The 26126-nt window shown below is 49.0% G+C and carries 27 protein-coding genes; 8 read left to right on the top strand and 19 right to left on the bottom strand.

Going from position 1 to position 26126, the window contains the following annotated elements; all coding sequences use genetic code 11:
* Positions 1-46: 46 nt before the first annotated feature.
* The 12 genes from AC0KUT_RS02230 to gspC form a co-directional block, all read right to left on the bottom strand.
* Positions 47-838 (bottom strand): type II secretion system protein N, encoded by a 792-nt coding sequence (locus tag AC0KUT_RS02230; protein ID WP_488833190.1) that lies wholly within the window; start codon positions 836-838, stop codon positions 47-49.
* A 57-nt stretch (positions 839-895) separates the two neighbouring features.
* The gene (locus AC0KUT_RS02225; RefSeq protein ID WP_488833188.1) at positions 896-1378 is read right to left on the bottom strand and encodes a type II secretion system protein M; all 483 of its coding nucleotides are present in this window, start codon (positions 1376-1378) and stop codon (positions 896-898) included.
* Positions 1379-1394: 16 nt separating this feature from the next.
* Complete coding sequence (gspL, locus tag AC0KUT_RS02220) at positions 1395-2660, bottom strand: type II secretion system protein GspL (protein ID WP_488833185.1); 1266 nt, start codon at positions 2658-2660, stop codon at positions 1395-1397.
* Positions 2661-2727: 67 nt separating this feature from the next.
* On the bottom strand, positions 2728-3885 hold the full coding sequence (gspK, locus tag AC0KUT_RS02215; RefSeq protein WP_488833183.1) for a type II secretion system minor pseudopilin GspK: 1158 nt from the start codon (positions 3883-3885) through the stop codon (positions 2728-2730).
* Complete coding sequence (gspJ, locus tag AC0KUT_RS02210; RefSeq protein ID WP_488833182.1) at positions 3854-4570, bottom strand: type II secretion system minor pseudopilin GspJ; 717 nt, start codon at positions 4568-4570, stop codon at positions 3854-3856. Before gspJ ends, gspK begins: the two co-directional genes overlap by 32 nt.
* On the bottom strand, positions 4545-5048 hold the full coding sequence (gene gspI, locus AC0KUT_RS02205; protein ID WP_488833180.1) for a type II secretion system minor pseudopilin GspI: 504 nt from the start codon (positions 5046-5048) through the stop codon (positions 4545-4547). Before gspI ends, gspJ begins: the two co-directional genes overlap by 26 nt.
* Positions 5045-5614 carry a prepilin-type N-terminal cleavage/methylation domain-containing protein gene (locus tag AC0KUT_RS02200; protein ID WP_488835817.1) on the bottom strand — a complete coding sequence of 190 codons (570 nt, stop codon included), beginning with the start codon at positions 5612-5614 and terminating at the stop codon, positions 5045-5047. Before AC0KUT_RS02200 ends, gspI begins: the two co-directional genes overlap by 4 nt.
* A 49-nt stretch (positions 5615-5663) precedes the next feature.
* A complete protein-coding gene (gene gspG, locus AC0KUT_RS02195) occupies positions 5664-6116 on the bottom strand; it encodes a type II secretion system major pseudopilin GspG (RefSeq protein ID WP_488833178.1) in 453 nt (150 codons plus the stop codon).
* A gap of 24 nt (positions 6117-6140) precedes the next feature.
* A complete protein-coding gene (gene gspF / locus AC0KUT_RS02190; RefSeq protein WP_488833176.1) occupies positions 6141-7379 on the bottom strand; it encodes a type II secretion system inner membrane protein GspF in 1239 nt (412 codons plus the stop codon).
* Positions 7380-7388: 9 nt separating this feature from the next.
* Positions 7389-8897: a type II secretion system ATPase GspE gene (gene gspE, locus AC0KUT_RS02185; protein WP_488835815.1), complete on the bottom strand. Its 1509-nt coding sequence runs from the start codon at positions 8895-8897 to the stop codon at positions 7389-7391.
* Positions 8898-8939: 42 nt separating this feature from the next.
* Positions 8940-10988, bottom strand: coding sequence for a type II secretion system secretin GspD (gene gspD, locus AC0KUT_RS02180; protein ID WP_488833174.1), 2049 nt, complete (start codon positions 10986-10988; stop codon positions 8940-8942).
* Positions 10989-11001: 13 nt separating this feature from the next.
* Complete coding sequence (gspC, locus tag AC0KUT_RS02175; RefSeq protein ID WP_488833172.1) at positions 11002-12024, bottom strand: type II secretion system protein GspC; 1023 nt, start codon at positions 12022-12024, stop codon at positions 11002-11004.
* Between the two features lie 924 nt (positions 12025-12948).
* On the opposite strand from gspC, the gene AC0KUT_RS02170 reads away from it, so the two are divergent.
* From AC0KUT_RS02170 to AC0KUT_RS02150, 5 genes are all read left to right on the top strand, one after another.
* Positions 12949-13191, top strand: coding sequence for an exodeoxyribonuclease VII small subunit (locus AC0KUT_RS02170; protein WP_488835813.1), 243 nt, complete (start codon positions 12949-12951; stop codon positions 13189-13191).
* Positions 13188-14075, top strand: coding sequence for a polyprenyl synthetase family protein (locus AC0KUT_RS02165; protein ID WP_488833170.1), 888 nt, complete (start codon positions 13188-13190; stop codon positions 14073-14075). Before AC0KUT_RS02170 ends, AC0KUT_RS02165 begins: the two co-directional genes overlap by 4 nt.
* A 177-nt stretch (positions 14076-14252) precedes the next feature.
* Positions 14253-16133 (top strand): 1-deoxy-D-xylulose-5-phosphate synthase, encoded by a 1881-nt coding sequence (dxs, locus tag AC0KUT_RS02160; RefSeq protein ID WP_488833169.1) that lies wholly within the window; start codon positions 14253-14255, stop codon positions 16131-16133.
* A gap of 22 nt (positions 16134-16155) precedes the next feature.
* On the top strand, positions 16156-16488 hold the full coding sequence (locus AC0KUT_RS02155; RefSeq protein ID WP_488833168.1) for a Dabb family protein: 333 nt from the start codon (positions 16156-16158) through the stop codon (positions 16486-16488).
* Between the two features lie 110 nt (positions 16489-16598).
* The gene (locus AC0KUT_RS02150; protein ID WP_488833167.1) at positions 16599-17351 is read left to right on the top strand and encodes a peptidase associated/transthyretin-like domain-containing protein; all 753 of its coding nucleotides are present in this window, start codon (positions 16599-16601) and stop codon (positions 17349-17351) included.
* A gap of 389 nt (positions 17352-17740) precedes the next feature.
* Here AC0KUT_RS02150 and AC0KUT_RS02145 read toward each other — a convergent pair whose 3' ends face one another.
* From AC0KUT_RS02145 to AC0KUT_RS02120, 6 genes are all read right to left on the bottom strand, one after another.
* Positions 17741-18364, bottom strand: coding sequence for a DUF2799 domain-containing protein (locus tag AC0KUT_RS02145; RefSeq protein WP_488833166.1), 624 nt, complete (start codon positions 18362-18364; stop codon positions 17741-17743).
* Between the two features lie 246 nt (positions 18365-18610).
* Positions 18611-19498 (bottom strand): LysR family transcriptional regulator, encoded by an 888-nt coding sequence (locus AC0KUT_RS02140; protein ID WP_488833164.1) that lies wholly within the window; start codon positions 19496-19498, stop codon positions 18611-18613.
* Positions 19499-19603: 105 nt separating this feature from the next.
* Positions 19604-20428, bottom strand: coding sequence for a sulfite exporter TauE/SafE family protein (locus AC0KUT_RS02135; protein ID WP_488833163.1), 825 nt, complete (start codon positions 20426-20428; stop codon positions 19604-19606).
* Positions 20425-20961: a flavin reductase gene (locus AC0KUT_RS02130; RefSeq protein WP_488833161.1), complete on the bottom strand. Its 537-nt coding sequence runs from the start codon at positions 20959-20961 to the stop codon at positions 20425-20427. The genes AC0KUT_RS02135 and AC0KUT_RS02130 overlap by 4 nt, the downstream gene beginning before the upstream one ends.
* A 43-nt stretch (positions 20962-21004) precedes the next feature.
* Positions 21005-22033, bottom strand: a complete 1029-nt coding sequence (locus tag AC0KUT_RS02125; protein WP_488833159.1) for a methionine synthase — start codon at positions 22031-22033, stop codon at positions 21005-21007.
* Positions 22034-22061: 28 nt separating this feature from the next.
* On the bottom strand, positions 22062-23045 hold the full coding sequence (locus AC0KUT_RS02120) for a DUF1852 domain-containing protein (RefSeq protein ID WP_488833158.1): 984 nt from the start codon (positions 23043-23045) through the stop codon (positions 22062-22064).
* A 695-nt stretch (positions 23046-23740) separates the two neighbouring features.
* On the opposite strand from AC0KUT_RS02120, the gene AC0KUT_RS02115 reads away from it, so the two are divergent.
* The 3 genes from AC0KUT_RS02115 to AC0KUT_RS02105 all read left to right on the top strand — a co-directional run bounded on the left by AC0KUT_RS02115 (position 23741) and on the right by AC0KUT_RS02105 (position 25487).
* A complete protein-coding gene (locus tag AC0KUT_RS02115; protein ID WP_488833156.1) occupies positions 23741-23941 on the top strand; it encodes a hypothetical protein in 201 nt (66 codons plus the stop codon).
* Between the two features lie 95 nt (positions 23942-24036).
* The gene (locus tag AC0KUT_RS02110) at positions 24037-25065 is read left to right on the top strand and encodes a transposase (protein WP_488833154.1); all 1029 of its coding nucleotides are present in this window, start codon (positions 24037-24039) and stop codon (positions 25063-25065) included.
* A 158-nt stretch (positions 25066-25223) separates the two neighbouring features.
* Positions 25224-25487, top strand: a complete 264-nt coding sequence (locus AC0KUT_RS02105; RefSeq protein WP_488833152.1) for a hypothetical protein — start codon at positions 25224-25226, stop codon at positions 25485-25487.
* 201 nt (positions 25488-25688) lie between these two features.
* On the opposite strand, the gene AC0KUT_RS02100 is transcribed toward AC0KUT_RS02105, so the two are convergent.
* Positions 25689-26009 (bottom strand): hypothetical protein, encoded by a 321-nt coding sequence (locus AC0KUT_RS02100; RefSeq protein ID WP_488833151.1) that lies wholly within the window; start codon positions 26007-26009, stop codon positions 25689-25691.
* Positions 26010-26126 lie beyond the last annotated feature (117 nt).

The raw sequence follows: 26126 nt of genomic DNA, 5'->3' as shown, positions 1-26126 counted from the left end.
TCCTACTTTAATAAAAATAAAATACTAGCGCATTGCACGCGAATACTTATAGATTGAAATCCACCCTGTAGTGCGCATTACCTTGCTCATCATCCGCATCTCGCTGCGAAAAAAGTGCTAACACCTCATCCGCACCCGTAGACGTAATAAAACCACTTGGTGCCGCAAGAGTGCCTTTAATTTGACCGCCACTCGGCGCTGTTAGCTCTACCGCCAAATCAACATCCAACGGCCCTGCCAAGTCAAATAATTTAGCTTTGATTCCGTTATTGCCATTGTCTTGAAACTCAACGGCAAAATTACCGAGATCAATCCAACGCGCACCGCTATTGGCTTTAGCGCCCATCCAGCTAAGATTACCTTTCATTTTTAACAGTACGTTGCCGCGCAGCGCCAGCTCATCAAAATGCATAGACAACTGCCCTTCAATCGGAAAAGGAATATGCTGCTGCGCCATAACCGCTGGCACATCTACCATAGCATCCTGCAGTTGCAGAGAATTACCACCGCTACACACAGTCCCTTCAAATTTTTGGCTCGCTAAATTAGTAGTCACATAAGCACAAGGCTTGAAGGTGAGAAATGACCAAGGCTTTAAACTCCAGGTCATAGCACCCAGTGAATAGTCGCGGCCATCAACATGCAAACTAGCCAGACTTGCGCGACCATTCCAAAAACTGCCAGTCACACCATTCATACCAAGGCCAGTACCCTTAGTCAGAAAAGAAGCTGCTACTTGTGCAGGCACATTGCTGAGCACCAAACTCACAAAGACGATGGCACCCAAACTAATCCAGAGTTTTTTATTGGCAACTGAGATATTTAACAAACGGCTCATATAAGGTGCTTTCTTGTTGGGGAGACTTTTTACAATCTACATAAAATCACAAAAAAATTAATTTGCTTTGCGTAGACGCAGGGATACAGATACCTGCCCTGGATCATTGAGCGCTGCAATAGTGACATCTAATACGCTAATGCCATGCTTAAATTCAATTTCATACAGCCACTGCAATAGCGGCTGATAGCTCGCGGTATCTAAACGCACGCGCACTTCGCCCGCTGCGCCAGGCTGAAAACTGGTCATAGCCAAACCATTGCCGCGCAAACTGCTGTCGATCACGGAGTTAATATTTTCACCCGAACCCACTGCAGCACCATCACTGCGACGCTGCTGAATTTGCGCCGCCATTATTTGTACACGACCCAGAGTTTGGGTTGCCGCGACATTCGCCAAGGCCAGCTGATTGCGTTTGGCACTAATGGGCACTAATACCAGCATCCACAATAGAAAAATCACCACCAAGACCGCCATGGACATAAGCAGCATTTGCTCGCGGCGGTTATAGCGGTTTAACAACATAAATAACTGATTCATAGCAACGATTCCGGCCTTAGCGTTTGCGAATATTCAAGCGCGCTGATTGCACATTACCCTGAGCATTGATGCTGCCCAGCTCGGCACTTAAGCCCATCTCTTCGAGTTTTTGACGAATGGATTCGAAAGTGGCAAAACTATCTGCCTGGACGTTAATACTGAGATCGCCTGTTTCCGCTGTAAATGCAATACCGCGAATATTAGCGCTAGGTACAGCGGCAAATTGTGGCAACACCTGCCCCAACAATTCCATCACACTGCTGGATTGTCCTGCGGGCTGCATTTGTTTTAATAACAAAGTTAATTGTTTTTCCGCATCAACTAAGCGTCCTTGAGGAATAACGCTGCGCGCCTGCGCTTCAATTTGCTGACGCAGCACCAAGTTTTCGCGATTGAGCTTATGAATTTCAAAGAAGGATGCGCCGAGGTACACCAGTGCACACACACCCGCAAAAATGGCAACCGAGCGCCAGAGTTTCCACCAGCGCTCTATCGGCAAGCGCCGTGAAAATTCGCCCTGACACAAGTCGATTGAATTATTGCTGTAATCAAGCGCCCACTCGGTATTACTCTCGCGTGCCACAACCTGCTCTTGCAACTCTGGCGGCAGCAAGGCGACTAATTCATCCAGCGCCTGCTCGCTGTCGGCCAACAAATGTAAGTTAGGCAGATTGTCAGCGCGCTCTTGTGCCTTAAGCAACATGTGAATCGCCATAGGCGCATGCTTACCGGATACACTAAACCCTAGCTGCTTTCCGTATCGCACCAGCACATGGCCTCTGCGATAACTCAGCGTCCAGTCATCGAAATCACTGACCGCATTAGTTTGGGTCAAGGGCAATATTAGGGCTTCGGACCAGCAGCGCTGTACCTCAACCCCGAGCGCGGCGAGTTCGGCAAATACGCCCTGCAACCACAGCTTATCGGCATAGGCGACCGCAACCTTGCCATCCGTAGGCGTAGCCAACGCAAAGTGTAAATCATCAATATCGCCCACCACGCTGTCTTCCAACTGAAATGGCAGGAGATTGCGCAGATGCTTTTTTTCTTTTTCCGTGTATTCCAGCTGCCGAGTGGTGACCTGACTACCGGGCAAAATCACCCATGCAGAACAGGGCGACTCAGCGCGTTCGCTTAGCGCAGCGCGCAAGGCATCACGATTGCCATTGGCCGCTGCGTCGGTTACAGAACCGTCAGCCGCGAGCCAGCACCAGCGAAAATAATCGGCAAGACTTTTGCCGTCTTCAGACTTCTTGACAGAGAGCACCAGTTGAGTAGACATATTTGGCTCTTAAGTACCTTATAAAATTGTGCTAATGACAGCCTGCACCAAGGGCAGATTGCTGCGACTACTTACGTTTTTTATCTTTTTTAGGCTGCACAACTGTGGGCAGCTCGAACATATCATCGCGCTGAATGACCTTCAGCCCAGTGCTAAAGACATCACCTTGCGCCGCGCCGCGCCAGAGCAGGCTGCGCATGCTGCGGCGCTGATCAACCAGCTGCACGCTGGACTCTAACCAAAAAAAATCGGTTTTAACATTGAGCCCCGTAATATCTATAGGCCTACCCGCGAACAGCCTATTCCAAGTGTCAGTGATGGCCCCTGTATCGCTAAAACCGGTCTCGGGGCGCTCAGCGATTAAGCGCTGCGCATCCATTGGGTTGAGTGGTTCCAGCTCGCTCACACCGTTAATACACAGCCACAAATGATTAATATTGAGCGCTGGGTCGCGATAGCGGCCATCATCTGGCTGCGATGCCCAATTTGGGCTTTCCAGTGTGAGCGTATTGATATTCAGGCCCACATCAGCAAAGGGCAATACCGTTAAATAGGGCAGTAATTGCGCCACCAATAATGGCATTTCATTAAAGCCGCGAATCAAGCGCAGCTCATCCAAGCTCTTAAACTTGTCGTTAGCTGCCATATAGGGCTCAGGCAAACCCATATAGTAATTTGACTCGGCTCCGCCTTGCCCGGACTCCACATCGTTATCGTCAGCCCAATCTATAACTGCCTCTAGCAGCGCAGCTGCTTCATCAGATCGAAGCGGAAACTCGGGAAACGTCTGCAATAAACGAATAAACCGGCGCTGCTGCTCGCTGTAACGATCTGGCGTATTCAGTGGTTTCGACGCATCAGCCAGCGCCCTCGTTATATCATTCAAATTTAACTTGGCGGTGGCATCCACCAACTTCGCAGAACCTGTGACACCCTCATCTTCGATGGGGACTTCGTTGCTCCAAGGTTCGCCCAAGTAATCGGTCTTAGGGTCAAAATCGGCGGTGGGGAACAACAGCTTAGTCACCTCCTCCGTGCCCAATAAAAACGCCCGTGCTTGAGCGCCGTGCCAACGGCTTTCGGCCCGCGCCAAACCCAGCTGATACTGGCTCGCAAACTTAATGCTGAGCGCAGACACCAAGGCGACTATAAGCAATACCATTATTAATATGGCACCCTGCTCGCGCGCGCGACTACTGTTCGGGGAAGTTAAAGAGGCGCGCACTGGGGCCTACTCCTTTCAGCGTAATGCTAACTTCAACGGCCAAAGGCAAACCGGTTGTGCCTTGCTGGGTAGTATCTGGCCAGGTTTCCAACCACTTTTTGGTAAATTCGGTACCTTGCAGTGCGCTCTTGCCTTCACTGGTAATGATGCCAAGGTGGAGAAAGCGCAATTGCACATCCTCAACATCCTCTAGCAGCAGCTGATGGTAAGCATCATCTTCCATGTCAATTCGCGCGAGCTCACGATTAAAATCCGGCATAAAGTCGCGCCACAATTTACCTTCGGCTAAGCGATAGCTCACCAGCTGTAAATCACTGCGCGGCAAGTTGGAAAAATTCACCCAGCCACGGCGCTTAAAAAGCAATAACATCTGGTCAGCATCGCCGCCTGCGGCCTGTAAGCTATCCCCTTGAAATACGGTGTTGCGTCCGTCGGGCTGCAGCACGTTGCGCATATCAGTGCCAATAATTTGCCAGGCGCGATCAATGCGATTGATCTCTTCGAAAGCATCATTGGTACGCTCAGCGCCGCGAGTAGCACCATCGAGCGCTTGATAAGCCATGAGCGCAATCAGCGCGGAAATAACCATCGCCAACAAGACTTCTAGCAGCGTAAAACCCTGCAGGCGAATACGCACCGCTCGGTGCACAGTTCGGCAGTTAACGGGGCTGTCTTTCAGGATCACTGATATACCCCGTTAAGCGCGCTAGCGCTGGTTCATCTTCATCAATTCGCGTGGTGCTGCCCATGGCAACGCCTTTGGCCACCCCGAGCAAACGAACACTGATTTCGACCCGCTTAAATCCGGGAATAGGCAAACTTTCCATCGCAATGGTCTTCATTTGCCACTGCCAACGCAGGCCCGCTAACATTTCTATACCCGCATCTTTTTCGGGCAATTTATAGTTGCCTATTTTTTGCTGCATTTTTAATTGCTGCAGTAAATTCAACCGTGTTAACTGATTTTCGGCGACCCAATAGGCATAGGTTTTATCGCGAATACTTGCGGCGCCGTCTAATTGCGTCATCACTAGGGTGAGCAATGCGGGCAGCGCCACAGCCACAATCATCAGTGCAATCATGGCCTCCAATAGTGTGAAGCCGCGGCAGCGCGCTGCACCTTTCATTTGTTTCAGCATTGGCATTAAGCGCGTGCGTTTCATCGCCCTGCCTTGTATTGCTTGATGCGCTCTTCTTCGTTGCGCCAAACCAATTCGCCCATGATGCTCAGATCTATACGCTCGATGTCATCACCTGCGTTTTTGCCTTCCATGTAGATCGACACTTCCACTTCACCCGAGCCATCTCCGCTGGGATAAAAACCCATAACAGGGTCTTGGTATTCCAATTCAGGATCGTATTTCCAAAGTTTGTCGTCTATTACAAACTCTATTTTCATGCCTTCAGGCAGGCAGCGCTGCTGTAATTCTGGCAGGTCTTGCCATTGGCGATCGCGCACCCTTCGCCACTGGTAGCAATAACCCTGCTTGTTATCAAAGGTTATCTCCGTCGCGTCGCGCACTACGACAAATAAGCCGTGGGTTTCTCCTTTTAATACCGATTGCTCGGCGATGTAATTGCCCTGCAACATAAACTCTTCTGTCTCTTTGCGAGTGAGCTCTGCATCGCTATTGCCGCCGATGGAGAAGGACACCATGCCCACCGATATGCCGATAACAAAGACCACGATCATGATCTCGATCAGCGTAAAGCCCTGTTGTTGGCGCATCACGTTTTAGCTCGCACAGACAGAAGATTAAATGGCAAAGAAGGCTTAATTATTCCGCTTGATCCCAAACACTGATATCCGCTGCCAAGCCTTCGCCGCCGCTCACACCATCGGCACCTAAGCTGTAGATATCAAATTCATGACCTTCACCAGGGCTCATGTATTGGTAATCATTGCCCCATGGATCTTTAGACAATGAGTCCAAGTAGCCACCGGACTTCCAATTGCGCGGTACTGGCGCGATAGAGGGCTGGCTCACCAAGGCTTCAAGACCCTGCTCAGTGCTGGGATAAACATAGTTATCAATACGATAAAGCTTGAGCGCAGTTTGCAATGCCGTGAAGTCGGCGCGCGCCTTAGAGATACTCGCCTTGTCGCGGCTGTCCATCACGTTGGGCACCACGATTCCGGCGAGCATCCCGATGATCACAATCACCACCATAATTTCGATCAGGGTAAAACCCTGTTGCGCAAAAGGGCGCGCTTTTATTGTTGTTTTCATGGAGTTCTCCTCGAACACTTGGTCTTAAGTTAATTTCGTCATTTCAAAGATTGGGGTGAGAATAGCCATCACAATCAAGAGCACCGCTCCCCCCATAAAAATAATTGTCGCCGGCTCAAGTAGCCCCATAGCAACGCCCAGCATCATCTCTAGCTCGCGCTCTTGATCCTTAGCGGCGTTATCCAGCTGCTGCGGCAAGGTGCCGTTCGTCTCGCCGGAAGCCACCAACTGCACTAACAGCGGCGGAAAGGCACCAGTATTGTCCATGGCGCGGCTGAGGCTGGTACCTTCGCGCACGGCATTCGACACTACATCACAAGATTCCTGCAAAATTTTATTGGTCATCACCTGACCCGAAATGCTCAAGGCCTGTAACAAAGGCACACCACTGGCAGACAACAAACTGAGAGTGGCAGCAAAGCGCGCCGAATTAATTTGTCGCACTAAATCGCCGAACACCGGCAGCTTCAACTGCACCACATGCCAGGCGCGCAAACGTTTGGGGTCACGCATTAAGCGCTTCACAAAAAACACTAAACCGACGATAGCCATTAATAAAAACACGCCGTAATTCATCAGGAAATCGCTCATGGCGATCAAACCCTTGGTGAGTGTTGGCAGCTCATGCTTACTCTGTTCAAATATTTTGACCAGCTTAGGTACCACGAAGACCATCAGCGACACAATCACCGAAATACTCACTAGCAGCATGACTATGGGGTAGATCATGGCCATTTTGATGCGCTGTTGCAAAATCTGGCTGGTTTGAGTGTAGTCTGCAAGCCGCTCCAATACTGGGCTGAGAAAACCCGAGCCTTCACCGGCGCGCACCAGTGCGCGATACATATCATTAAAGGCAACGGGATTATCACCCAGCGCTTGCGCCAAACTAAAACCCTCAAGCACTTTAGTGCGCACCTGCAAGACAACCCGCTTGATATTGGCTTTTTGCGATTGCTTTGCAGTTGCGTGGAGCGCTTCGTCTAAGGGCAAACCCGATTTAACCAGCGACGCAAGCTGGCGGGTAATCATACTCAACTCGCGGGTATTTAATTTAGTGGGGCGCTTCATGCCCAAGCTAAATAAACCGCCGCCCGCACTGCTTTTAGTCGTGACGCTTTCGCCCGCTGCGCTAATGACCTCTAGAGGTTTTAATTTTTTCGCACGCAACTGATTGCGGATATGGCGCTCGGAATCGCCCTCAAGGATACCCTTGACGGACTTGCCTTCCTCAGTCAGCGCTTTATAACTATATGCACCCATAATTCGCCTTTAGAGCTGGGTGGTAACACGCAGCACTTCTTCTATGCTGGTGATGCCATCGAGTACGCACTGGCGGCCGTCATCACTGATGGACGGACTGTGCTTACGCGCTTCGGCCAGCATTTCTTGCTCGCCCGCTTGTTCGTGAATAAGGTGGCGCAATCGCTCGTTGATTTCAATCAATTCGTAAATACCTTTACGACCGCGATAACCTTGGTTATTACAATGCTTACAGCCTACAGGGCGACATACAGAAACGCCCACCGGCAACTTCAACATGTCGCGTTCGGATTCAACTGGCTCGTATTCTTCTTTACAGTGAGTACAAAGCACACGCACCAAACGCTGCGCCATCACCACTTCTAATGAGGAAGCCAAGAGGAAAGGTTCGACGCCCATGTCTTTCAACCGTAATACTGCGCCTATGGCAGTATTGGTATGGAGTGTGGAAAGTACCAAGTGACCTGTGAGCGAGGCTTGAATCGCAATTTCAGCGGTTTCGCCATCACGGATTTCACCGATCATTACTACATCCGGATCTTGACGCAAAATAGCGCGCAAACCACGGGCAAAGGTCATGTCGACTTTGGTATTAACTTGCGTTTGACCAATGCCGGGCAACAAATATTCCACCGGATCTTCGATGGTCATAATGTTGCGGCTGCGCGTGTTGATATGGCTTAAACCCGCATAAAGCGTAGTGGTTTTACCCGAACCTGTAGGGCCGGTTACCAGCACAATGCCGTGGGGTTTGAGCAGCGTTTTGGCAAGTCGATCGTGAACATGCTGAGGCATTTTTAATTGCTCCAGCTTCAGCTGGCCCGCCGCCTGATCGAGCAGACGCAATACAATACGCTCACCGAAAGCAGATGGAAGTGTGGATACCCGTATATCCACCGCGTGCCCCGCAAGGCGAACGGTAATACGACCATCTTGCGGTAAACGCTTCTCGGCGATATCCAAGCGCGCCATAACCTTTAAACGCGAGACCAATACCGGCGCCAATTCTGGCTTGGGCGATAACACCTCAGTCAAAATACCATCGACACGGAAACGCACCGACACGCGATCTTCAAAGGGTTCAAGGTGGATATCCGACGCACCTTCGCGCACCGCTTGCGACAAAATCGCATTGATTAAACGAATAATGGGGGCATCGTCATCGCCCGCGAGCAAATCGGTGCGGTCGGCTAGGTCGTCAGCCATGGAGGACAAGTCAAACTCATTGCCCAAGTCTTCTGCGGCGCGTTGAGCCGCGCCATCGCCGCTTTGGTATTCTTTGGTTAAGCGCTTTTGGAAATCTTCCGCAGGCAATTCCTCCAAAACAAAATCAGTGCCGAAGAAGCGTTGCAGCTCAAGCAGCACTTCTAAGGTCATACCAGGGCGACACAGAATACGCGTTTCATCCGCTTCAGAATCACCCAACATAACCCCATGGTTTGACGCAAAACTAAAAGGCAGCCGCTCTGTAAAAGGAATCTGCGCCTCAGTCTCCAAATCGTCCAGATCAGTGACCATCTGGGCATCGGGCAATGTGTTTAAAACTTCCTCAGTCACAACCTACTCCCCAGTGGCAGTAGCAGGTACAGGGGCGGGCTGTACGGGCAAAGTGCTTTCCCACTCGGGCAATACCGGAATCTCACTCTGCCTCATCAACAAACCACGGTTGTGTTGCTGATCTAGCTGATTTTCACGAATTAAACGATATTTAGAAGCTGTAGCGCCGGTCATGACCTTGTCGTCATGAATAATGGTGGCGCGAATAAATACCAACAGGTTGGTTTTGGTTTTGCGCGAGGTTTCACTGCGGAACAAGTGCCCCAAAATAGGAATACTGCCTAGTACCGGCACGCGGCGCTCGCCAGTCTGCACATCATCTTTAATCAAACCGCCAAGCACCACAGTCGCGCCATCGGCCGTTAAAATTTGCGTTTCAATTTCGCGCTTATTTGTAATCAAACCATCGGGTGATTGCGTCCCTAAACTGGAAATTTCATTTTTAATGTCCAGCACCATGCTGTCGCCATCATTGATATGCGGGGTCACTTCCAGTTTCAAACCAACATCTTCACGGTTAATCGTGGTAAAAGGGCTGCTAAAACCTGTACTACCCGTACCACCCGTACCGCCTGCACCAGTAAACGAACCCGTTTGAAAAGGCACCTGCTGACCAACTGAGATAGTTGCTGTATTGTTATCGGTAGTCATAATATTGGGCGTGGAAAGAATGTTAGTTTTGCTGCTGGATTGCAGCATTTTAATCAAACTAAAGAAGTCCGTGCGAGTGCCCAAGCGTCCCACCCCAAACAACTGCCCGGGAACTTGAGCTACGCCAGACGCAATGCTCAGTAATGATGCATTGCGATCATCAGTTGAGGCAGTTTTATCACTAGCGGATAACGCTGCCACACCCAAGCCAAAAGCGCCAGTACTGCCATTGTTGGAGCTGCCAAAGCCGTAATCATCATCGCGGTACATCCATTCGATACCCAACTCTTTGTTACCGCCCTCTTCAATTTCTACCACAATGGCTTCCACTAATACTTGCTGACGGCGAATATCGAGACTGTCGATAATAGAGAGCATGGTATCCATGGCATCAACATCGGCGGTAATTAACACCGAGTTAGTCGCTTCATCCGCCTGCACAGCTGGCTGCGTTGAGTTGGTGGCGCCGCCGCCCTCTGCACCCTTGCCTTGCGACAAGCTTTGCATCATGCCCGACAACACCTTGGCTACATCAGGCGCCTTAGCGTATTTGAGATAAACCACGCGCACATTGCTGTTGCGCGTTTGCGGACGATCGAGGTCGTCGATTAACAATTTCAAGCGCTGGCGCGACATATCATCGCCGCTGATAACTATGGCGTTAATGCGCTTGTCTGCCACTATGACCGGCGGCGTAGTAGTAGCGCCACGGTTTGGGTCCGGCTTTTCTAATTGCGTCAGCATGGCAACAACGTCGTTGGCATTGGCGTAGCGCAGGGGAATCACATCGGTATTAGTACCGCCAATTTTATCCAGCTGCACCACCAATTCATTCATCCGCGCTACGTTGGCGCGGGTATCGGTAATAATCAGCGCATTGCTGGGTTCATAGGTGGTGAGGTGACCATACTGCGGCACCAAGGGGCGCAGCGCAGCGAGAATTTTGGCGGCGCTGGTGTTTTTAAGCGGAATCACCTGCGTGATATAAAGGTCATCGCGGGTTTTGGTGTTGTTCTCGGTGGGAATAGGCAGGTTACGCGCATCGCGGTTGGCAACAATACGTACAATATTACCGCTATCTACTGCCGTGAAACCATAGACATCCAAGGATGCCAAAAACAATTCATAAAGCTCTTTGGCATTGAGCGGGCGACTGTTAATCACCTTAATCGGCCCGCGCACCTTAGGGTCAATGATTATTGTTTTGCCAGTCGCACCGGCAATAAACTTGATCACTTCCTGCACATCGGAATCGTTGAAATTCACTGTCCAGGTCTGTTCGCCCTGAGCATTAGGGCTCTGCGCCTCTACCTGAGCAGAGAGGGGAGCACTTATACCAACTAAGGCTGCCAGCAGAAGACCACCGATAATATTATTGTTACGACCATTAAACCGGTTCACTAGACAACCTCACTCATTTAAGCACTACGTCAAGGTTAACAATACTACCACTGCGCTTAATTTCTAAGTTCGCGGAGGTGGCGCTACCCATACTTTTATAGATATCCATAATTTTGCCAGGGCTGCTAAGCGGTACACCATTTACCGCCATGACGATATCGTCAGCTTGCAAACCCAAAGAGAAAAACACATCCGCATTACGGCCAGGGCGAATTTTATAACCCACCACCTTGCCTTCTTCACGATAGATACTCATAGCCACAACATCAGCCAAAGACTGTGCGGTAGGCGCCCCCGATGCTCGCACCGGCGCCATTTCTGGCCCGCGGTCAACAGGTGCCGGCGAGCCTTGATACGGCGTAGCGGTTGCTTGAGCTGGCGACCAGTTGCTCGCCGGAGGGGTATAGCTTGGTCCAGTATAGGCAGTCGCTAATTTGGGGGCGTTGGGGTCTTCTTTATACAACCACAGCGTTTCAAAACGGCCACCATTATTAAGGATGACACGATCATCCAGCACCTTGGCCAGGGTGACATTACTGCCAATCGGCAAGGTGTCGCCTACGGCATAAACATCGGCCTTATCGCTCACCACTATAACCGCACGACCACCGGTCTCGACATTACTCGCTACCACACCACGCAAAACTAAGTTCAACTGGGTATCGGCAGCATCGTCAGCCACAGGCATCTGAACTTCAGCCTCAGCTGGAGCGGCAACCACAGTGTTATCACCAAAAGGGGTAAGGTCTTTTAACTGTTCGATATTCACATTGTTGGCCGCAGCAGGCAAATTTGCAGGCTGGCTCGCCACGGTAATTTCATTCGACGCTGGCGTCACATCAGGCATAGGTACTATTAGCCAAAATAGACGAGCCAAGCTGTGGCTAACCCAGAGCACCAATAGCAGCATAATTAACGCCTGCCAGCGACTCAGCGATATGAGCTTTAACCGCCCCAAGGCACGCTGCCCAAACTGCTCAGCCTGTGCAAGGCGCTGCTCAACAGCAGCTCTATTAGAAACAGATGATATTTGCATGAAGTTGCGTTATTCCTGTGCACTGAAAGTGCGGCAGAGAGGATTTTGACGCCATTGGCGTAACCTAATCCTATCAAATGCTTAGTGCGTTATGGTTATCAAAGCTGGCAAATTGTACTCTATTCGTTCTACAAATGCTAAAAGCGACGCCAAGAGTGATACCTAGATAACGCTTCTGTCGAGTTGCGGCGCAATTAACTCAATTAACGCCTGAGCAATAACGCACAATTACTTTAAGTAGCACCCGTATATGCTTGATGCACAATAACTTATTAACTGACAAAAGCCCGAGTAAACAATAGAGCCAGACTAGAAGGTAATGAATCCGATTGCAATACACCGCAGGAGTGCCCACGCGCAAATTGCGACGAAAATCTTGATTTGGCACCTAAAACACCAGCATCCACCGACCTAGAAGCCCCCGCTCAAATCCGCAGCTGCTCTATAACACCCAACAGGCTTGCACCCTGCAACCACCACGCCACCCACCCAAGTAGACTACGTTGCTTTACCCTAGAGGAAAAATGAACAAATATGGAAGCGCCTTTTTATAGCCACAGGCACCTGGTATAGGTCCTGATTATAAGAGCTGACCTAGCGCCGAGAACTCACCGCGCCCAACCCAAAAAAGAAAAACCCCGACTGCAGGGGGATGCAATCAGGGTTTTTACAGGATGAATCGCCTTACCTTAGGCCAAATGTGCGCGTGATCCTATGCTCCTTGCCTATAACTCGTCCCGAGCCATTTCCTTAGTACACCGCCATTATTGTGGAATTAGGCGTCACAGACTAGTGGCGCATCTCTCTATGTTTTGTAGGAGATATCGCACAAACCTAACCGCCAACAACAGGCGAAAGACCTGCAGAATCCGCCGTACGGGTTTATAATCGCGCCCCACGACTAACTCGAACGAGAAAATGGCTATGGCCGCCAAGAAAAAAGCGATTGATTTTGAGCAGTCACTCAATGCACTAGAAAACCTTGTAACCCGCATGGAACAAGGCGACATGTCACTTGAAGAATCGCTACAGGCGTTTGAGACTGGTATCGCCCTAACGCGCGAATGCCAAACCCGTCTCGCCGCCGCCGAGCAACAGGTGACCAAATTGATCGAGCAGCAGGGCGAGATCAAACTGGAGCCGTTCGCCGAAGGCGATGACGTATGAGCCAAGGCTTTAAAGAGTTTGCCCACAGCTGTCATCTGCGCGTCGATACCGCGTTAGACAAGCGCTTTCCCCTCAGCGAAGATCCCACCCGATTGCGCGCCGCCATGCGCTATAGCCTATTTAATGGCGGCAAGCGCGTGCGCCCGACCCTCGCCTATGCCGTCGCACTCGCCGTAAACCCACAAATCAGCTTGGATAAAATAGACAGCATCGCCTGCGCCCTGGAATGCCTTCACTCCTATAGCTTGGTTCACGACGACCTGCCCGCTATGGACGACGACGACCTGCGGCGCGGCAAACCGACTTGTCACATCGCCTTTAATGAAGCCACCGCTATTCTGGCGGGCGACGGCTTGCAAACGCTTGCGTTTGAACTGCTACTGCAAAACGACTTCAGCGCTGAGGTGCAAGTCCAGCTCATCCGCCAGTTAACCTCAGGTGCTGGCGCGCAAGGCATGATCCTAGGCCAAGCTATAGACCTAGCCGCTGTGGATAAACAGCTCAATCTCGCGCAGCTGGAAACCATGCATCAACACAAAACCGGCGCCCTTATTCGCGCCAGTGCGTCCATGGGTGCCATAGCCGCTGGGGCAAATGCCCATCAGCTCAGTCAAATAGACAGCTATGCCCAAGCCATTGGCCTTGCCTTTCAAGTACAAGACGATATTCTGGACGTCACAGCGGACACGGCAACCCTCGGTAAGCAACAAGGGGCCGACATAGCGCGCAACAAACCCACCTATGTTTCGCTTTTGGGGCTTGAAGCCGCGCGCCAAAAATTGCACGACCTGCATCAAGACGCACTAAGCGCCATCAAGGATTTTGACTCCAGCGCTGATCTGTTGCGCTCGCTCGCTGCTTATATAGTGGAGCGCAGCTATTGATCCTATTGCACAGCTGTTAATGAACGCACCTGCAGGCTAATTGGGCGCACATCCATTAACGTAAAAGCACAAGAGCACCAACCAAACAGCAACCTCTAGGTATTTATCGCCTCGCCACCTACAATGCCAGGCCGCCGATAAAAAAACACATAATGAAAACTGAGCTGATAACGCCCAATGCTGAATGAAATCCCCACTTGCCGCCCACTTACGCCCCTGCTCGATAGTATCGACAGCCCCGCAGATTTGCGCGCCCTTAATGAAAAGCAATTACCCCTGCTCGCCGATGAATTGCGTGCGTTCCTACTCTTTACCGTAGGGCAAACGGGCGGCCACTTTGGCGCAGGCTTAGGCGTGGTGGAGCTGACCATTGCGCTGCATTATGTGTATGAAACACCGAGCGACCGCCTAGTATGGGATGTGGGCCACCAAACCTATCCCCACAAAATTCTCACCTCGCGCCGCGAGCGCATGAACTCCATTCGCCAAAAAGATGGACTCTCCGGTTTCCCCAAACGCGAAGAAAGTGAATACGACACCTTCGGCGTTGGCCACTCCAGTACCTCTATCAGTGCCGCTCAAGGTATGGCCATCGGCGCCAAAATGTCCGGCATCGAGCGCAAAGTTGCCGCGGTAATAGGCGATGGCGCCCTCACCGCCGGCATGGCGTTTGAAGCCCTAAACCACGCCGCCCACTGCGAAACCGATATGCTGGTGGTGCTCAACGACAACAACATGTCCATCTCCCCCAATGTAGGCGGGCTATCGACCTACCTCTCCAAAATTTGGGCGAGCAAGTTTTACAACTCGCTGCGCGAAGGCAGCAAGCAAGTGCTAGGCAAAATCCCGCCCGCATGGGAATTTGCACGCCGCACCGAGGAACACTTTAAAGGCTTCTGGTCGCCCGGCACCCTGTTCGAAGAAATGGGCTTTAACTATGTAGGGCCAATTAGCGGCCATGACTTGGGCGATTTAGTGCGCTGCTTACGCAGCCTGCGCGAAGTGAAAGGCCCCAAGCTACTGCACATCATCACCAAAAAAGGTAAAGGCTTTGAGCCCGCCGAAAATGACCCTGTGGGCTATCACGCACTCAATAAGCTGGAGCCGACCAAAACCCCCGCCAGCCCTAAAAAAATCAAGTATCAAGATGTGTTCGGCCAGTGGCTGTGCGATATGGCGGCGCAAGATGAACAGCTAGTCGCCATCACCCCCGCCATGTGCGAAGGCTCCGGCATGGTGGAGTTCTCTCAAACTTATCCCGAGCGCTTTTACGATGTCGCCATCGCCGAGCAGCACGCGGTAACCCTCGCCGCCGGTATGGCCTGCGAAGGGCAAAAACCCGTAGTTGCCATCTACTCCACCTTTTTACAACGTGCCTACGACCAGCTAGTACACGATGTTGCCCTGCAAAATCTCGATGTGCTCTTTGCGATAGATCGCGCAGGCCTAGTCGGCGAAGACGGGCCCACTCATGCGGGCAGTTTTGATATCAGCTTTTTGCGCTGCATTCCCAACATGATCATTGCCGCACCCAGCGACGAAAACGAATGCCGACAACTACTTTATACCGCCTATCAGCACCAAGGCCCCGCCGCCGTGCGCTACCCGCGCGGCACCGGCACCGGCGTAGCAATTGAGCACACCATGCAATTATTACCGCTGGGTAAGGGCCTAGAAAAACGTAGCGGCAGCCGTGTGGCAATCCTCTGTTTCGGCACACTATTACCCGCCGCACTTGCCGCCGCAGAAGAACTTGGCGCCAGCGTCTGCGACATGCGTTTTGTAAAACCCTTAGATGCAGAATTAGTAGAGCGCATGGCCAAAGACCATGAGCTATTAGTAACGCTCGAAGAAAATGCCATAGCGGGCGGTGCTGGCAGTGCCGTAAGCGAACACCTCAACCAACAGGGGCTGGTCATACCTTTGCTGCAATTAGGTTTTAGCGACAGTTTTATCGATCACGACAGCCAAAAACGGCAACTAGCCAAACTCGGCCTCGATGCCGCCGGCATAGTCACCAGTATTCGTCAGCGCCTTGGGCTGCTCGGCATTCACTAACACGCGTTAAAAAGGAGCCACCATGCAGGGTCAAATTACCAAGGTATCTCATCAGGTTTTTTTCTGGCTCAAAAATCCCGAGTCCAAAGAAGACTTAGCACAATTGTTAAAAGGCATTCAGGGTTTAACCGCAATTAAAACCATTCGCGGCGCACACATAGGCGTACCCGCCGCCACCGAATCGCGCGATGTCATCGACAGCAGTTACAGCGCGTCAGAGTTATTATTTTTTGATTCGATAGAAGATGAACAAGCCTACCAAGTAGACCCGCTGCATTTAAAATTTATTGAAGACAACAGCCATTTATGGAGTAAGGTTGTGGTCTACGATTCCATCAGTCACAGCGCAATTTAAGGCACAGTAAAAACAATAAACCCCGTAGCAACGCGGGGGTTTTTACATGCTACATGCAGCAACAATTTCAATCAAAAAATTAATCCTGACACCCAGAAAATAAATGCGTCATGAAGAAAAATTACAAGACCTACCTCTTAGCAGTAGTCTTAATACTTTGGTGCTATAGCAACATTTATATAGCTCTTCCTATATCTGGTGTTGTAGTTGACGCAACTACTGAGATGCCAGTTTCTGGAGCCGTAGTTGTCGCCAAATGGACATCGGAAAGCCCCGGCTTTCATTCTGCAGGCAATGAATTATTTGAATTTCAAGAGGCTGTAACTGACCTAGAGGGAAAGTTTACGATTGAAGGATGGTATATAAAATTTTTATTTAGGTTATGGGCGTCGATCTCCATTAGGCAGCCCTACTTACTTGTCTATAAATATACTTACGAACCTGTTGAATTTTGGAATGCTTATCCCTCCGATAGTCGCTTCAGACATAGCCATGGAACACTTATCCGGTGGAATTCAGATACCCTATTAAAAATTCAACCTCTAATGGGAAGCAGAATCGAAAAAATACAACAGTTCAAATTTCATGAACAAAAACTCAATTTAATTTACAGTTGTGAATTAGACAAAATAAAAATGCTGCTATTAGAGGTCGACAAGCAGTTTTTAGATATGGAGTTAGGCGCTTTTGAAAAATCTGCTTTGCCACGCGACTTAAAGCCTTGGTACACCAATGGCACCTATCCGAAGGATGATGAAAAATGCACAGGGGTAATACAATATTTGACGGATGCTAGAAAAAAAACGAATTTACATAAAAAGATAACTCCCATGCGAGATCCCCAGTATTGGTTTTTAAATTGACTGCAAACCCTACATTGCCAGCTTAACCAGCTAAAAGGTTTATTTTTTTAGTAAGCCAACCTTAAGACTAAGAGCGCGATGCAGTGTTGGATTTCCATTTTTCAATAGTGCGCGCACTTTATCTCTAAACAGAGCAAGATGCTCTGGCCAGCCTGCTAACTTCGCATAAGTCTCTTTATTCGGCCACTTTGCATATGCAATAAAGCAACCATTTTCAGCGCTGTGCAATCGAGAACCAAGGCTACCGCGACTTTCATAAATAACTTTCGTACATTCACTCCAAACCGAAAAAATTCTCTTCCATTCCTGCAACGGGTTAATGTTCTTGAATTTTTTATAGCAATTTTTTATCTCCGCTTATTCGCCACCTTAAATCACTAGTGTAACGACTAGTATCCCAAGCGTTGATGTTGCAATTGCAAACGCTGCGCATCGTCCTGCCGCCGCGCCAGTGAATAGCTTTCATCATCCAGCTGCAGCTGTAAATTATTTATTTGATCGCGCAGGTTTTTTATCGTATCCAAATGTTCGCGGCGCTGTTTCGAGCTGCTATTCGAGTCGACAATTGCCTGCTCGTGATCTTTAATATCTTGCTGCATAGCATTCAAATCATGTTGAAACCGGCTAATGCGCGCTTGACTATTTTGCACATCGCGATTGATCGCAAAAAGCGCCTGACCAGCCCGATAGGCGTTTAGAAAATTTTGCTCCAAATCAGCGGGGCACACACCGTAATAGGCGCCGCCACTAACCCCAGCTTGATAGGCGATATTTTTCACACAATATTTGCGCGCGCCCTCTTTGTGCCCCAGCTGATAGCGCCCCAAATCGGGCACCACATTGACCTTGGCGCAATCCTTACGGTAATTGCCAATGCCGGATTCAGGCTTACCCTGACTGCCGTCTTCAAAACCAATCAACCTCCACTCCGCATTCAGACACTCTTTTTCATTCATAGACGCGCAGCTAGCCAACAAGCCAGTAATTAGTATTAACAGAACATTATTTTTCATGGCGGAACCCTTATTCTGAGATAGGCAGTAACTCGACAATTAATATCGATGATTCATTTAATAAGGCAGGACATCTAATACTGTAATTTTTGTACATTGAATTGATTGTAGTTTTCGCCCGCTGACAAGTCACTTCTCTTTGCTTCGACGAAAGAAAAGTGACCAACTTTTTGGCGCTTGCTGACATCGACCATGCGCGAAGAACTGCAATCATTGATTTTCTGTGATCAATAGTTTTCACTCATTCTAGTCATGAAATTGGTGTGCGAGTTTAACAAACGCGCTGACATAATCTATGTCGATATCGGCTTCGCGAATGCCGAGGAAAATTTGTTTGTGTATGCCTAATTTACCCAGCGGTATTGGAACCACATCAAGCTTACTGGCGTACTCTTCCACAAGCCAGCGAGGCAGTGCGGCTACTCCTCGGCCGCTGGCAACCATTTGCAGCATGATGTCGGTGGTCTCTATGGGTTTGTGTCTTTTGGGGCTGATCCCGGCGGGCAGCAGGAATTGGTTGTAGATATCCAAGCGTTCAAGTGTGACTGGGTAAGTAATTAATACTTCTGTGCGCAATTGTTCAGGCTTTACATATTTTACTTTGGCGAGGGGGTGGGCTCCATTCACCACCAGTACTTGCTCATAATCAAAAACAGGTTCGAAGCGTAAGCCTGGTTTGTAGAGCGGGTCTGGCGTTACCAGCAAATCTATTTCATAACCAAACAAGGCGCCTATGCCACCAAATTGGAATTTCTGTTTAACGTCAACATCCACATTGGGCCAGGCAGAAAGAAACGGAGAGACCAATTTAAGTAGCCACTGATAGCAAGGGTGGCACTCCATACCAATGCGCAAAGCCCCGCATTCGCCCTGGGCATACTGCCGGAGCCGCTCTTGTGCATAGTCCAGCTGTGGTAGTACGCGATTAGCAACTGCCAGTAAATACTCGCCCGCCTGGGTGAGCTTCAGGCTGCGCCCCTCGCGCCGCCATATCTCAATGCCTAGGTTTTGCTCCAGTTTTTTTACCGTATGGCTGATGGCTGACTGAGTCAGGTGTAAGGCATCGGCGGCGGCGGTTAAAGAACCTTGGCGTTCAATTTCCCGCACTACAGCTAAATGGTTGCGTTCAAGCATCTTGAATCTCGAAAAGTCACATGAATGTGGTTAATGGATTTTTAAAAAAGTACCATTTAAATTCATAAATGAACAGGCTTAGGGGGCTGGTGTAACTAGGCAAGATTAAAAGCCTAAAACTTGCATCAGCATGCGGCTACCGCTGATCAATAGAAAAATTGCAAATACGCGTTTGAGCATCAGCGAATCCAGCTTGGAGCCGAGCCATGCACCTGTGGGCGCGAGCAGTACTGTAAGCGGCACTATGCAGAGAAAGCCGGGCCAATTGACCATGCCGATCATGCCCTCAGGTGCGTCTGCCGGCGCCTGTGCAAACAGCATTGCCAGTGCCCCAGGTACAGCGATAAGCATGCCAAATACCGCGGCTGTGCCCACGGCTCTATGGGGGGAATAATTACAGGCGGTGAGCAGTGGCACGCCGACAGTGCCGCCACCAATGCCCATAATCACCGAGAAAAACCCTATGAATCCCGCCATCGCCCCCTGACCTTTCATGCCGGGTAACTGCTGGGCGATGGGCGCTGCTGTTGCGCGCAACAACATATTGGCCGCGACCAAAAGCGCCACCACACCGAAGATGGCACTGGCGGCAATGCCTCGCGTCTGGAGCGCAAATGAACTGCCCAGCACTACGCCAAGTAACATATAGGGCCACCAGCGCTGCACCAACAGCCAATCCACATTGCCGCGTTTATGATGCGCGCGAACGGAGGAAATACTGGTAGGTACAATTGTTAAGAGCGATGTTGCGGTAGCCACCAAGATCGCCGTTGCGGGGCTAACACCTGCAGCCTGCAAGATAAAATAGAGTACGGGTACTATAACAATGCCGCCGCCCACACCGAGCAGGCCCGCTAAAATTCCCGCAAAAGCGCCAGTGATAAGCATGGCAATAATCGTAGGCAACCATTGGCTCAAGAATTCGCTCATGACTGAGCTCCACTCACCAGCTTGGCACCATAGTTGTGTAGGTCACTTTCAGTCGCTTGCCCCACAGGATGATAAGCGCGATTAAAATAAACCAAACCTTGATCCTGTTGCGTTTGTTGAATGGCGACAACCCGACAAATAAAAATATCGTGTGTGCCGACGGTTTGAATTTGCTCAATCTGACAATCAAAACTCACTAAAGAATCCTCTAAGACGGGGGCGCCTGTTACTAATTTTGTCCAGGCGCCATGCTTAAACCGTTCTTCAGAATTTATAGCGGACGAAAACACCTTGGAAATAGGCTGATGCTGCGCGCCCAACACATTCACGCTTAAAATTTTATTTTCTATAAAATGTGTATGGGAGTAGGCCGCTTTATTCATACAGACTAATAATGTTGGCGGGGTGTCGGTGACACTGCATACAGCGGATGCCGTGAAGCCATAGCGACCAGACGCACCGGTTGTGGTAACAACATTTACCGCAGCGGTTAACAAAGACATTGCATTTTTAAAGTCTGTTGCTTCAATCATTTTCTGTTCCTACATTGAACGATAGAATTTTTCTTAAGAAGAATTAGGTTGTGAGCTCTCTGCGCAGGATGTCCGCGCCTGCACTTAAGGCCTTTAGCTTGGCTCTTGCGACTCCTCGCGCTAAGGGGGTCATGCCGCAGTTGGTGCAAGGGTAGAGGTTTTCTGCATCGACAAATTTAAGTGCTTTTCTTAAGGTGTTGGCGACTTCCTCTGGTGTTTCAATGGTGTTGGTGGCTACATCAATGGCCCCTAGCATCACTTTTTTACCGCGAATGAGTTCAAGTAGATCCATGGGCACATGAGAGTTTTGACACTCAAGTGAAATTATATCTATGTTAGATTTCTGCAGTTTGGGGAATATTTCTTCATATTGCCGCCACTCTGAACCCAAGGTTTTTTTCCATTCGGTATTGGCTTTTATGCCATAGCCATAGCAAATATGCACCGCCGTTTCACATTTAAGCCCTTCAATGGCTTTTTCTAAGGTGGCAATCCCCCAGTCATTTACCTCGTCAAAAAATACATTAAAGGCCGGCTCATCAAATTGAATAATATCAACGCCCGCCGCCTCTAATTCTCTGGCTTCTTGGTTGAGAATTTTGGCGAATTCCCAGGCCAGTTTTTCGCGACTTTTATAGTGGCTGTCATAGAGCGTATCTATCATCGTCATGGGGCCTGGCAGCGCCCATTTTATGGGTTGATTAGTTTGCTGGCGTAAAAACTTGGCATCTTCAACAAAAACGGGTTTCTGCCGCGAAACCGCACCAACGACTGTAGGTACGCTTGCATCATAGCGGTCGCGAATTCTAACCGTCTCGCGCTGCTCAAAATTAACGCCGTCGAGGTGCTCAATAAACGTAGTGACAAAGTGTTGGCGCGATTGCTCGCCATCGCCAACAATATCAATGCCTGCTTGTTGTTGTTCGTGCAAGGACAGGCGTAGCGCATCTTGCTTGCCGGCAATTAATTCTTCGCCTTGCAGTTTCCACGGCGACCAAAGCGTTTCAGGTTGTGCCAGCCAAGAGGGTTTGGGTAGGCTGCCTGCCGTTGAGGTGGGTAATAATTTTTTCATAATAAGTGATCTTGTGTAATGTGATTAATTAAAGCGCGTAATTGGCGGACCATTGTTCAAGAATAGTTTTATAGGGTTTGATGAAGTGCTCCTCAACAAACTTGCCCTGCTCAATCGCCAGTCGACTGCGCTCTTCTCGATCATAAACAATGCGCGTTAATGAATAATCCTGATTGCTCAAGCTTGGCTGATAGGATTTTCCTGCGGCAGAATTCGCATTATAAATCTCTGGTCGGTAAATTTTTTGGAAGGTATCCATGGTGCTGATGGTGCTGATCAGCTCAAGATTAGTGTAATCGCCCAGCAAATCGCCGGAAAAATAAAACGCCAAAGGTGCAACACTATTTTGCGGCATGAAATAGCGAACCTTAAGCCCCATTTTTTTAAAATATTCATCCGTTAAAGAATATTCATCCTGCTGGTATTCAATGCCCAGTACCGGATGCTGATTTTCAGTCCTATGATAATTCTTGCTGCTCGAAACACTTAGGCATATCACCGGCGGTTTATTAAAATGCTCTTTGTAGGTGCTTGAATTCACGAAGTACTTAAATAGCTTTCCGTGCAGATCACCAAAATTATCAGGCGTGCTAAATGTTGGCTGATTCTTATTGTGCCCAAGCAACAGCACGCTAAAATCATAGTCCCGTAGGTAAGAGGAAAAATTATTCCCTACAATGCCCTCAATGCGCTCATTGGTTTTCCGATCAAAAATTTTCGGTTTCAATATTTCAATCAGGGGAAGCGCATTACTGCTGTTTTCAATATCAACATTCATCTCAACGGAAATGATGTCAAGCTCGACGGCATAGCGATCGCCTTTGGGGTTATCCCAATGCGCCAAGGCATTGAAACGATTGTCGATCATCCTTAAAGTGTTGCGTAGGTTCTCCTGGCGGCTCGCCCCTCTCGCCAAATTGGCAAAGTTGGTAGTGATGCGCGTACTTTCGGCGGGATGATAGTTTTCGTCGAAACTAATGCTCTTAAGCGTGAAGGTAAATTTTTTGCTCATGGTGATCTGGCTCCCTAATTTCTGAGATAAAACCTGAATGTATTTGTTGCTCTTTCTGGGCTATTTATGTCCCGTCCAATTTTCTTTTCCGCTGTATCCACCGCTAGTCGGCACAATCTTTTTTGGATTTGTGGCTCATGGACTCAGTTAAAGTCAGCTGACATATCGCCTGTCGTTAAGCGCAGAGTGTGTTTTATACTTGAATCACCACATGAATAAAAATGATTTTATTTCACCAATCCATGAGCTTTTCTCATGTGGCGGCGTAATCTGACACACTTATTTGAAATGTATCCGCACTAGCAGGTGTACTTTCCTTGCGATATTCGGGAACTTTTCATGGGTGATGGCGGGTGCCATTAACGAGATTTTTAAAACAAGGCTGGCGTAGATCAATCTGAAGCGTGAAGGGAAATTAGAAAAGGCAGTCGGTTGCTGGAAGATTGGAGAGGAAGGACACCTAAGATTGAGGACACCCACTATTTAACACGCAGCACCTTAACTCTTCACGCTTGAAAACCGCGCTTCAGGGACCCAAGATTACTGTACGTTAATACAGAACACTAAATCAGGAAGATAACTATGACTCGGCCTCGTCGCGAGCTTATAGCCTTGGAGGCAACCCCTTACTATCATTGCATGAGTCGTTGTGTGCGACGAGCATTTTTGCGATAGATGTCACCGCCCATGCAGTCATGTCTAACCACTATCATCTAGTGCTGCGTATTCATTCCGAACTTTCTGCCCAATGGTCTAACCGTGAAATTATTGCTCGCTGGACTCAGCTTTATAAAGCCCCCGTATTAATTGAGCGCTACCAACTACAGCCGCAACTTTCTAAGGCTGAACTCGATGTTGTAGAGGAGATCATAAGATTGAGGACACCCACTATTTAACACGCAGCACCTTAACTCTTCATGCTTGACAACTGCGTTTCAGGGACCCATGATTACTGTACGTTAATACAGCACCCTAAATCAGGACGATAATTATGACTCGGCCTCGTCGCGAGCTTATAGCCTTGGAGGCAACCCCTTACTATCACTGCGTGAGTCGTTGTGTGCGACGAGCATTTTTGTGCGGGAGCGAGGGCGAGTTTAACTTTGAACACAGGCGCGGCTGGATTGTTACACGAATTCAAGAGCTTGCCAGCATTTTTGCGATAGATGTCGCCGCCTATGCCGTTATGTCTAACCACTATCATCTAGTGCTGCGTATTCATTCCGAACTTTCTGCCCAATGGTCTAACCGTGAAATTATTACTCGCTGGACTCAGCTTTATAAAGCCCCCGTATTAATTGAGCGCTACCAACTACAGCCGCAACTTTCTAAGGCTGAACTCGATGTTGTAGAGGAGATTATTCATTGTTGGCGGCAGCGCTTAAGTGACATCAGCTGGTTTATGCGCTGCTTAAACGAACCTGTCGCGCGCATGGCTAATGCTGAGGACAAGTGCACGGGGCGATTTTGGGAAGGGCGCTTCAAATCTCAAGCGTTATTGGACGATGCCGCAGTCTTAAGTTGTATGGCCTACGTGGATTTAAACCCTATTCGCGCCGCCATGGCGAACACACCTGAAAATTCTGATTACACCAGCATTCAAGAGCGATTGGGTATTGCTCCTAGCATAGTTCCCACCAAGGACACGACTGAACCCTTATCTCAAGCCACCACCAATCCATCAATTTCCCGGGCACCGTTGCTCGCCTTTGCGGGTGATGAACATCAAAATAATTCCTCCATTCACATTCCTTTTCACTTTACCGACTATCTCGAACTCGTCGATTGGACGGGGCGCATATTGCGCAGTGATAAACGCGGCGCCATTCACCATGCACTGCCACCCATTCTCACACGCCTTGGCATATGCTCTGAACGCTGGCTGCACAACTGCAATCATATGGGTAAAGACTTTCACCGCGCCATAGGCCCGATTGCTAAGCTTGAACAGCTCTGCGAAAAACTCAATCAACGCTGGCTCAAAGGAGCCAGCGCCTGCCGATTGCTTTACTCGGCTTAACCATATTCCTTTACTTACCACCTAACCTAGATTTTAGGCATTAAAACTCGCCTGCAGCCTGGTGAGATTACGCCAAAATTATCAACTCGATTTATTCATTGTGCCTTCGCTCAAAAAAATCACTACCTATGGAAAAGATTAGCGCTTGAGAGAGCTATTTGAGACCAAATGGCTGTGCACTTTTTAATTGGTGGGTGTCCTCATTTTGCTGCGATAAACGCGGCGCCATTCACCATGCACTGCCACCCATTCTCACACGCCTCGGCATATGCCCTGAACGCTGGCTGCACAACTGCAATCATTTAGGTAAAGACTTTCACCGCGCCATAGGCCCGATTGCCAAGCTTGAACAGCTCTGCGAAAAGCTTAATCAGCACTGGCTCAAAGGAGCCAGCGCCTGCCGATTGCTTTACTCGGCTTAACCATACTCCTTCACTTACCATCTAACCTAGATTTTAGGCATTAAAACTCGCCTGCGGCCTGGTGAGCTTACGCCAAAATTATCAACTCGATTTATTCGTTGTGCCTTCGCTCAAAAAAATCACTATCTATGGAAAAGACATGGCTTTTGAGAGAGCTATTTGAGGTCAAGTGGTTGTGCACTTTTTAATTGGTGGGTGTCCTCATTTTTCGGCCCAATATTTTGGCTTAATTTTAAAATTAGTGATTTTACCCCAAGGCATTTCCATTTCACGTAGCTTGTATTCAATAGAGGTAATTTCATTTACTCCAAGAATACTAGCTGAATTTTGCGAGCGCTTTAAATTACTACATAAAACAATATTACAGCTTTTAGCAATTTCAATGGATTCAAATTTAGGTTTCAGGTCTTCACAAAGCTCTGCACAATTATAAGACTCAACCCAATGCTTAAACTCTATCGAAGTGACGGGTTTTTGAGGGGAAAGTGAAGGCTTTCCATGCCTCATTAAAATTACGCGCATTTCTTCATTCCTAGAACAGCATAACGAGGCTGTAGAAAAATTAAGTTTAAAAACACAAAATCCTTCCCAGCGCGTGGTTGTTTTAAATTGACGACTATTTGAACAGCTTTTCTTGCA

Source organism: Cellvibrio sp. 25HG11W-0 (assembly GCF_057815475.1).
The sequence above is the reverse complement of the archived record's forward strand: the minus strand, read 5'-3'. Positions and strand labels throughout refer to the sequence as shown.

Bases quoted from the DNA above. Each gene is read 5' to 3' on its own strand.
- AC0KUT_RS02230 (WP_488833190.1), bottom strand. From the start codon at position 838: ATGAGCCGTTTGTTAAATATCTCAGTTGCCAATAAAAAACTCTGGATT.
- AC0KUT_RS02225 (WP_488833188.1), bottom strand. From the start codon at position 1,378: ATGAATCAGTTATTTATGTTGTTAAACCGCTATAACCGCCGCGAGCAA.
- gspL (WP_488833185.1), bottom strand. From the start codon at position 2,660: ATGTCTACTCAACTGGTGCTCTCTGTCAAGAAGTCTGAAGACGGCAAA.
- gspI (WP_488833180.1), bottom strand. From the start codon at position 5,048: ATGAAACGCACGCGCTTAATGCCAATGCTGAAACAAATGAAAGGTGCA.
- AC0KUT_RS02200 (WP_488835817.1), bottom strand. From the start codon at position 5,614: ATGCGCCAACAACAGGGCTTTACGCTGATCGAGATCATGATCGTGGTC.
- gspG (WP_488833178.1), bottom strand. From the start codon at position 6,116: ATGAAAACAACAATAAAAGCGCGCCCTTTTGCGCAACAGGGTTTTACC.
- gspF (WP_488833176.1), bottom strand. From the start codon at position 7,379: ATGGGTGCATATAGTTATAAAGCGCTGACTGAGGAAGGCAAGTCCGTC.
- gspE (WP_488835815.1), bottom strand. From the start codon at position 8,897: ATGGTCACTGATCTGGACGATTTGGAGACTGAGGCGCAGATTCCTTTT.
- gspC (WP_488833172.1), bottom strand. From the start codon at position 12,024: ATGCAAATATCATCTGTTTCTAATAGAGCTGCTGTTGAGCAGCGCCTT.
- AC0KUT_RS02170 (WP_488835813.1), top strand. From the start codon at position 12,949: ATGGCCGCCAAGAAAAAAGCGATTGATTTTGAGCAGTCACTCAATGCA.
- AC0KUT_RS02165 (WP_488833170.1), top strand. From the start codon at position 13,188: ATGAGCCAAGGCTTTAAAGAGTTTGCCCACAGCTGTCATCTGCGCGTC.
- dxs (WP_488833169.1), top strand. From the start codon at position 14,253: ATGCTGAATGAAATCCCCACTTGCCGCCCACTTACGCCCCTGCTCGAT.
- AC0KUT_RS02155 (WP_488833168.1), top strand. From the start codon at position 16,156: ATGCAGGGTCAAATTACCAAGGTATCTCATCAGGTTTTTTTCTGGCTC.
- AC0KUT_RS02150 (WP_488833167.1), top strand. From the start codon at position 16,599: ATGAAGAAAAATTACAAGACCTACCTCTTAGCAGTAGTCTTAATACTT.
- AC0KUT_RS02145 (WP_488833166.1), bottom strand. From the start codon at position 18,364: ATGAAAAATAATGTTCTGTTAATACTAATTACTGGCTTGTTGGCTAGC.
- AC0KUT_RS02140 (WP_488833164.1), bottom strand. From the start codon at position 19,498: ATGCTTGAACGCAACCATTTAGCTGTAGTGCGGGAAATTGAACGCCAA.
- AC0KUT_RS02135 (WP_488833163.1), bottom strand. From the start codon at position 20,428: ATGAGCGAATTCTTGAGCCAATGGTTGCCTACGATTATTGCCATGCTT.
- AC0KUT_RS02130 (WP_488833161.1), bottom strand. From the start codon at position 20,961: ATGATTGAAGCAACAGACTTTAAAAATGCAATGTCTTTGTTAACCGCT.
- AC0KUT_RS02125 (WP_488833159.1), bottom strand. From the start codon at position 22,033: ATGAAAAAATTATTACCCACCTCAACGGCAGGCAGCCTACCCAAACCC.
- AC0KUT_RS02120 (WP_488833158.1), bottom strand. From the start codon at position 23,045: ATGAGCAAAAAATTTACCTTCACGCTTAAGAGCATTAGTTTCGACGAA.
- AC0KUT_RS02115 (WP_488833156.1), top strand. From the start codon at position 23,741: ATGTCTAACCACTATCATCTAGTGCTGCGTATTCATTCCGAACTTTCT.
- AC0KUT_RS02110 (WP_488833154.1), top strand. From the start codon at position 24,037: ATGACTCGGCCTCGTCGCGAGCTTATAGCCTTGGAGGCAACCCCTTAC.
- AC0KUT_RS02100 (WP_488833151.1), bottom strand. From the start codon at position 26,009: ATGCGCGTAATTTTAATGAGGCATGGAAAGCCTTCACTTTCCCCTCAA.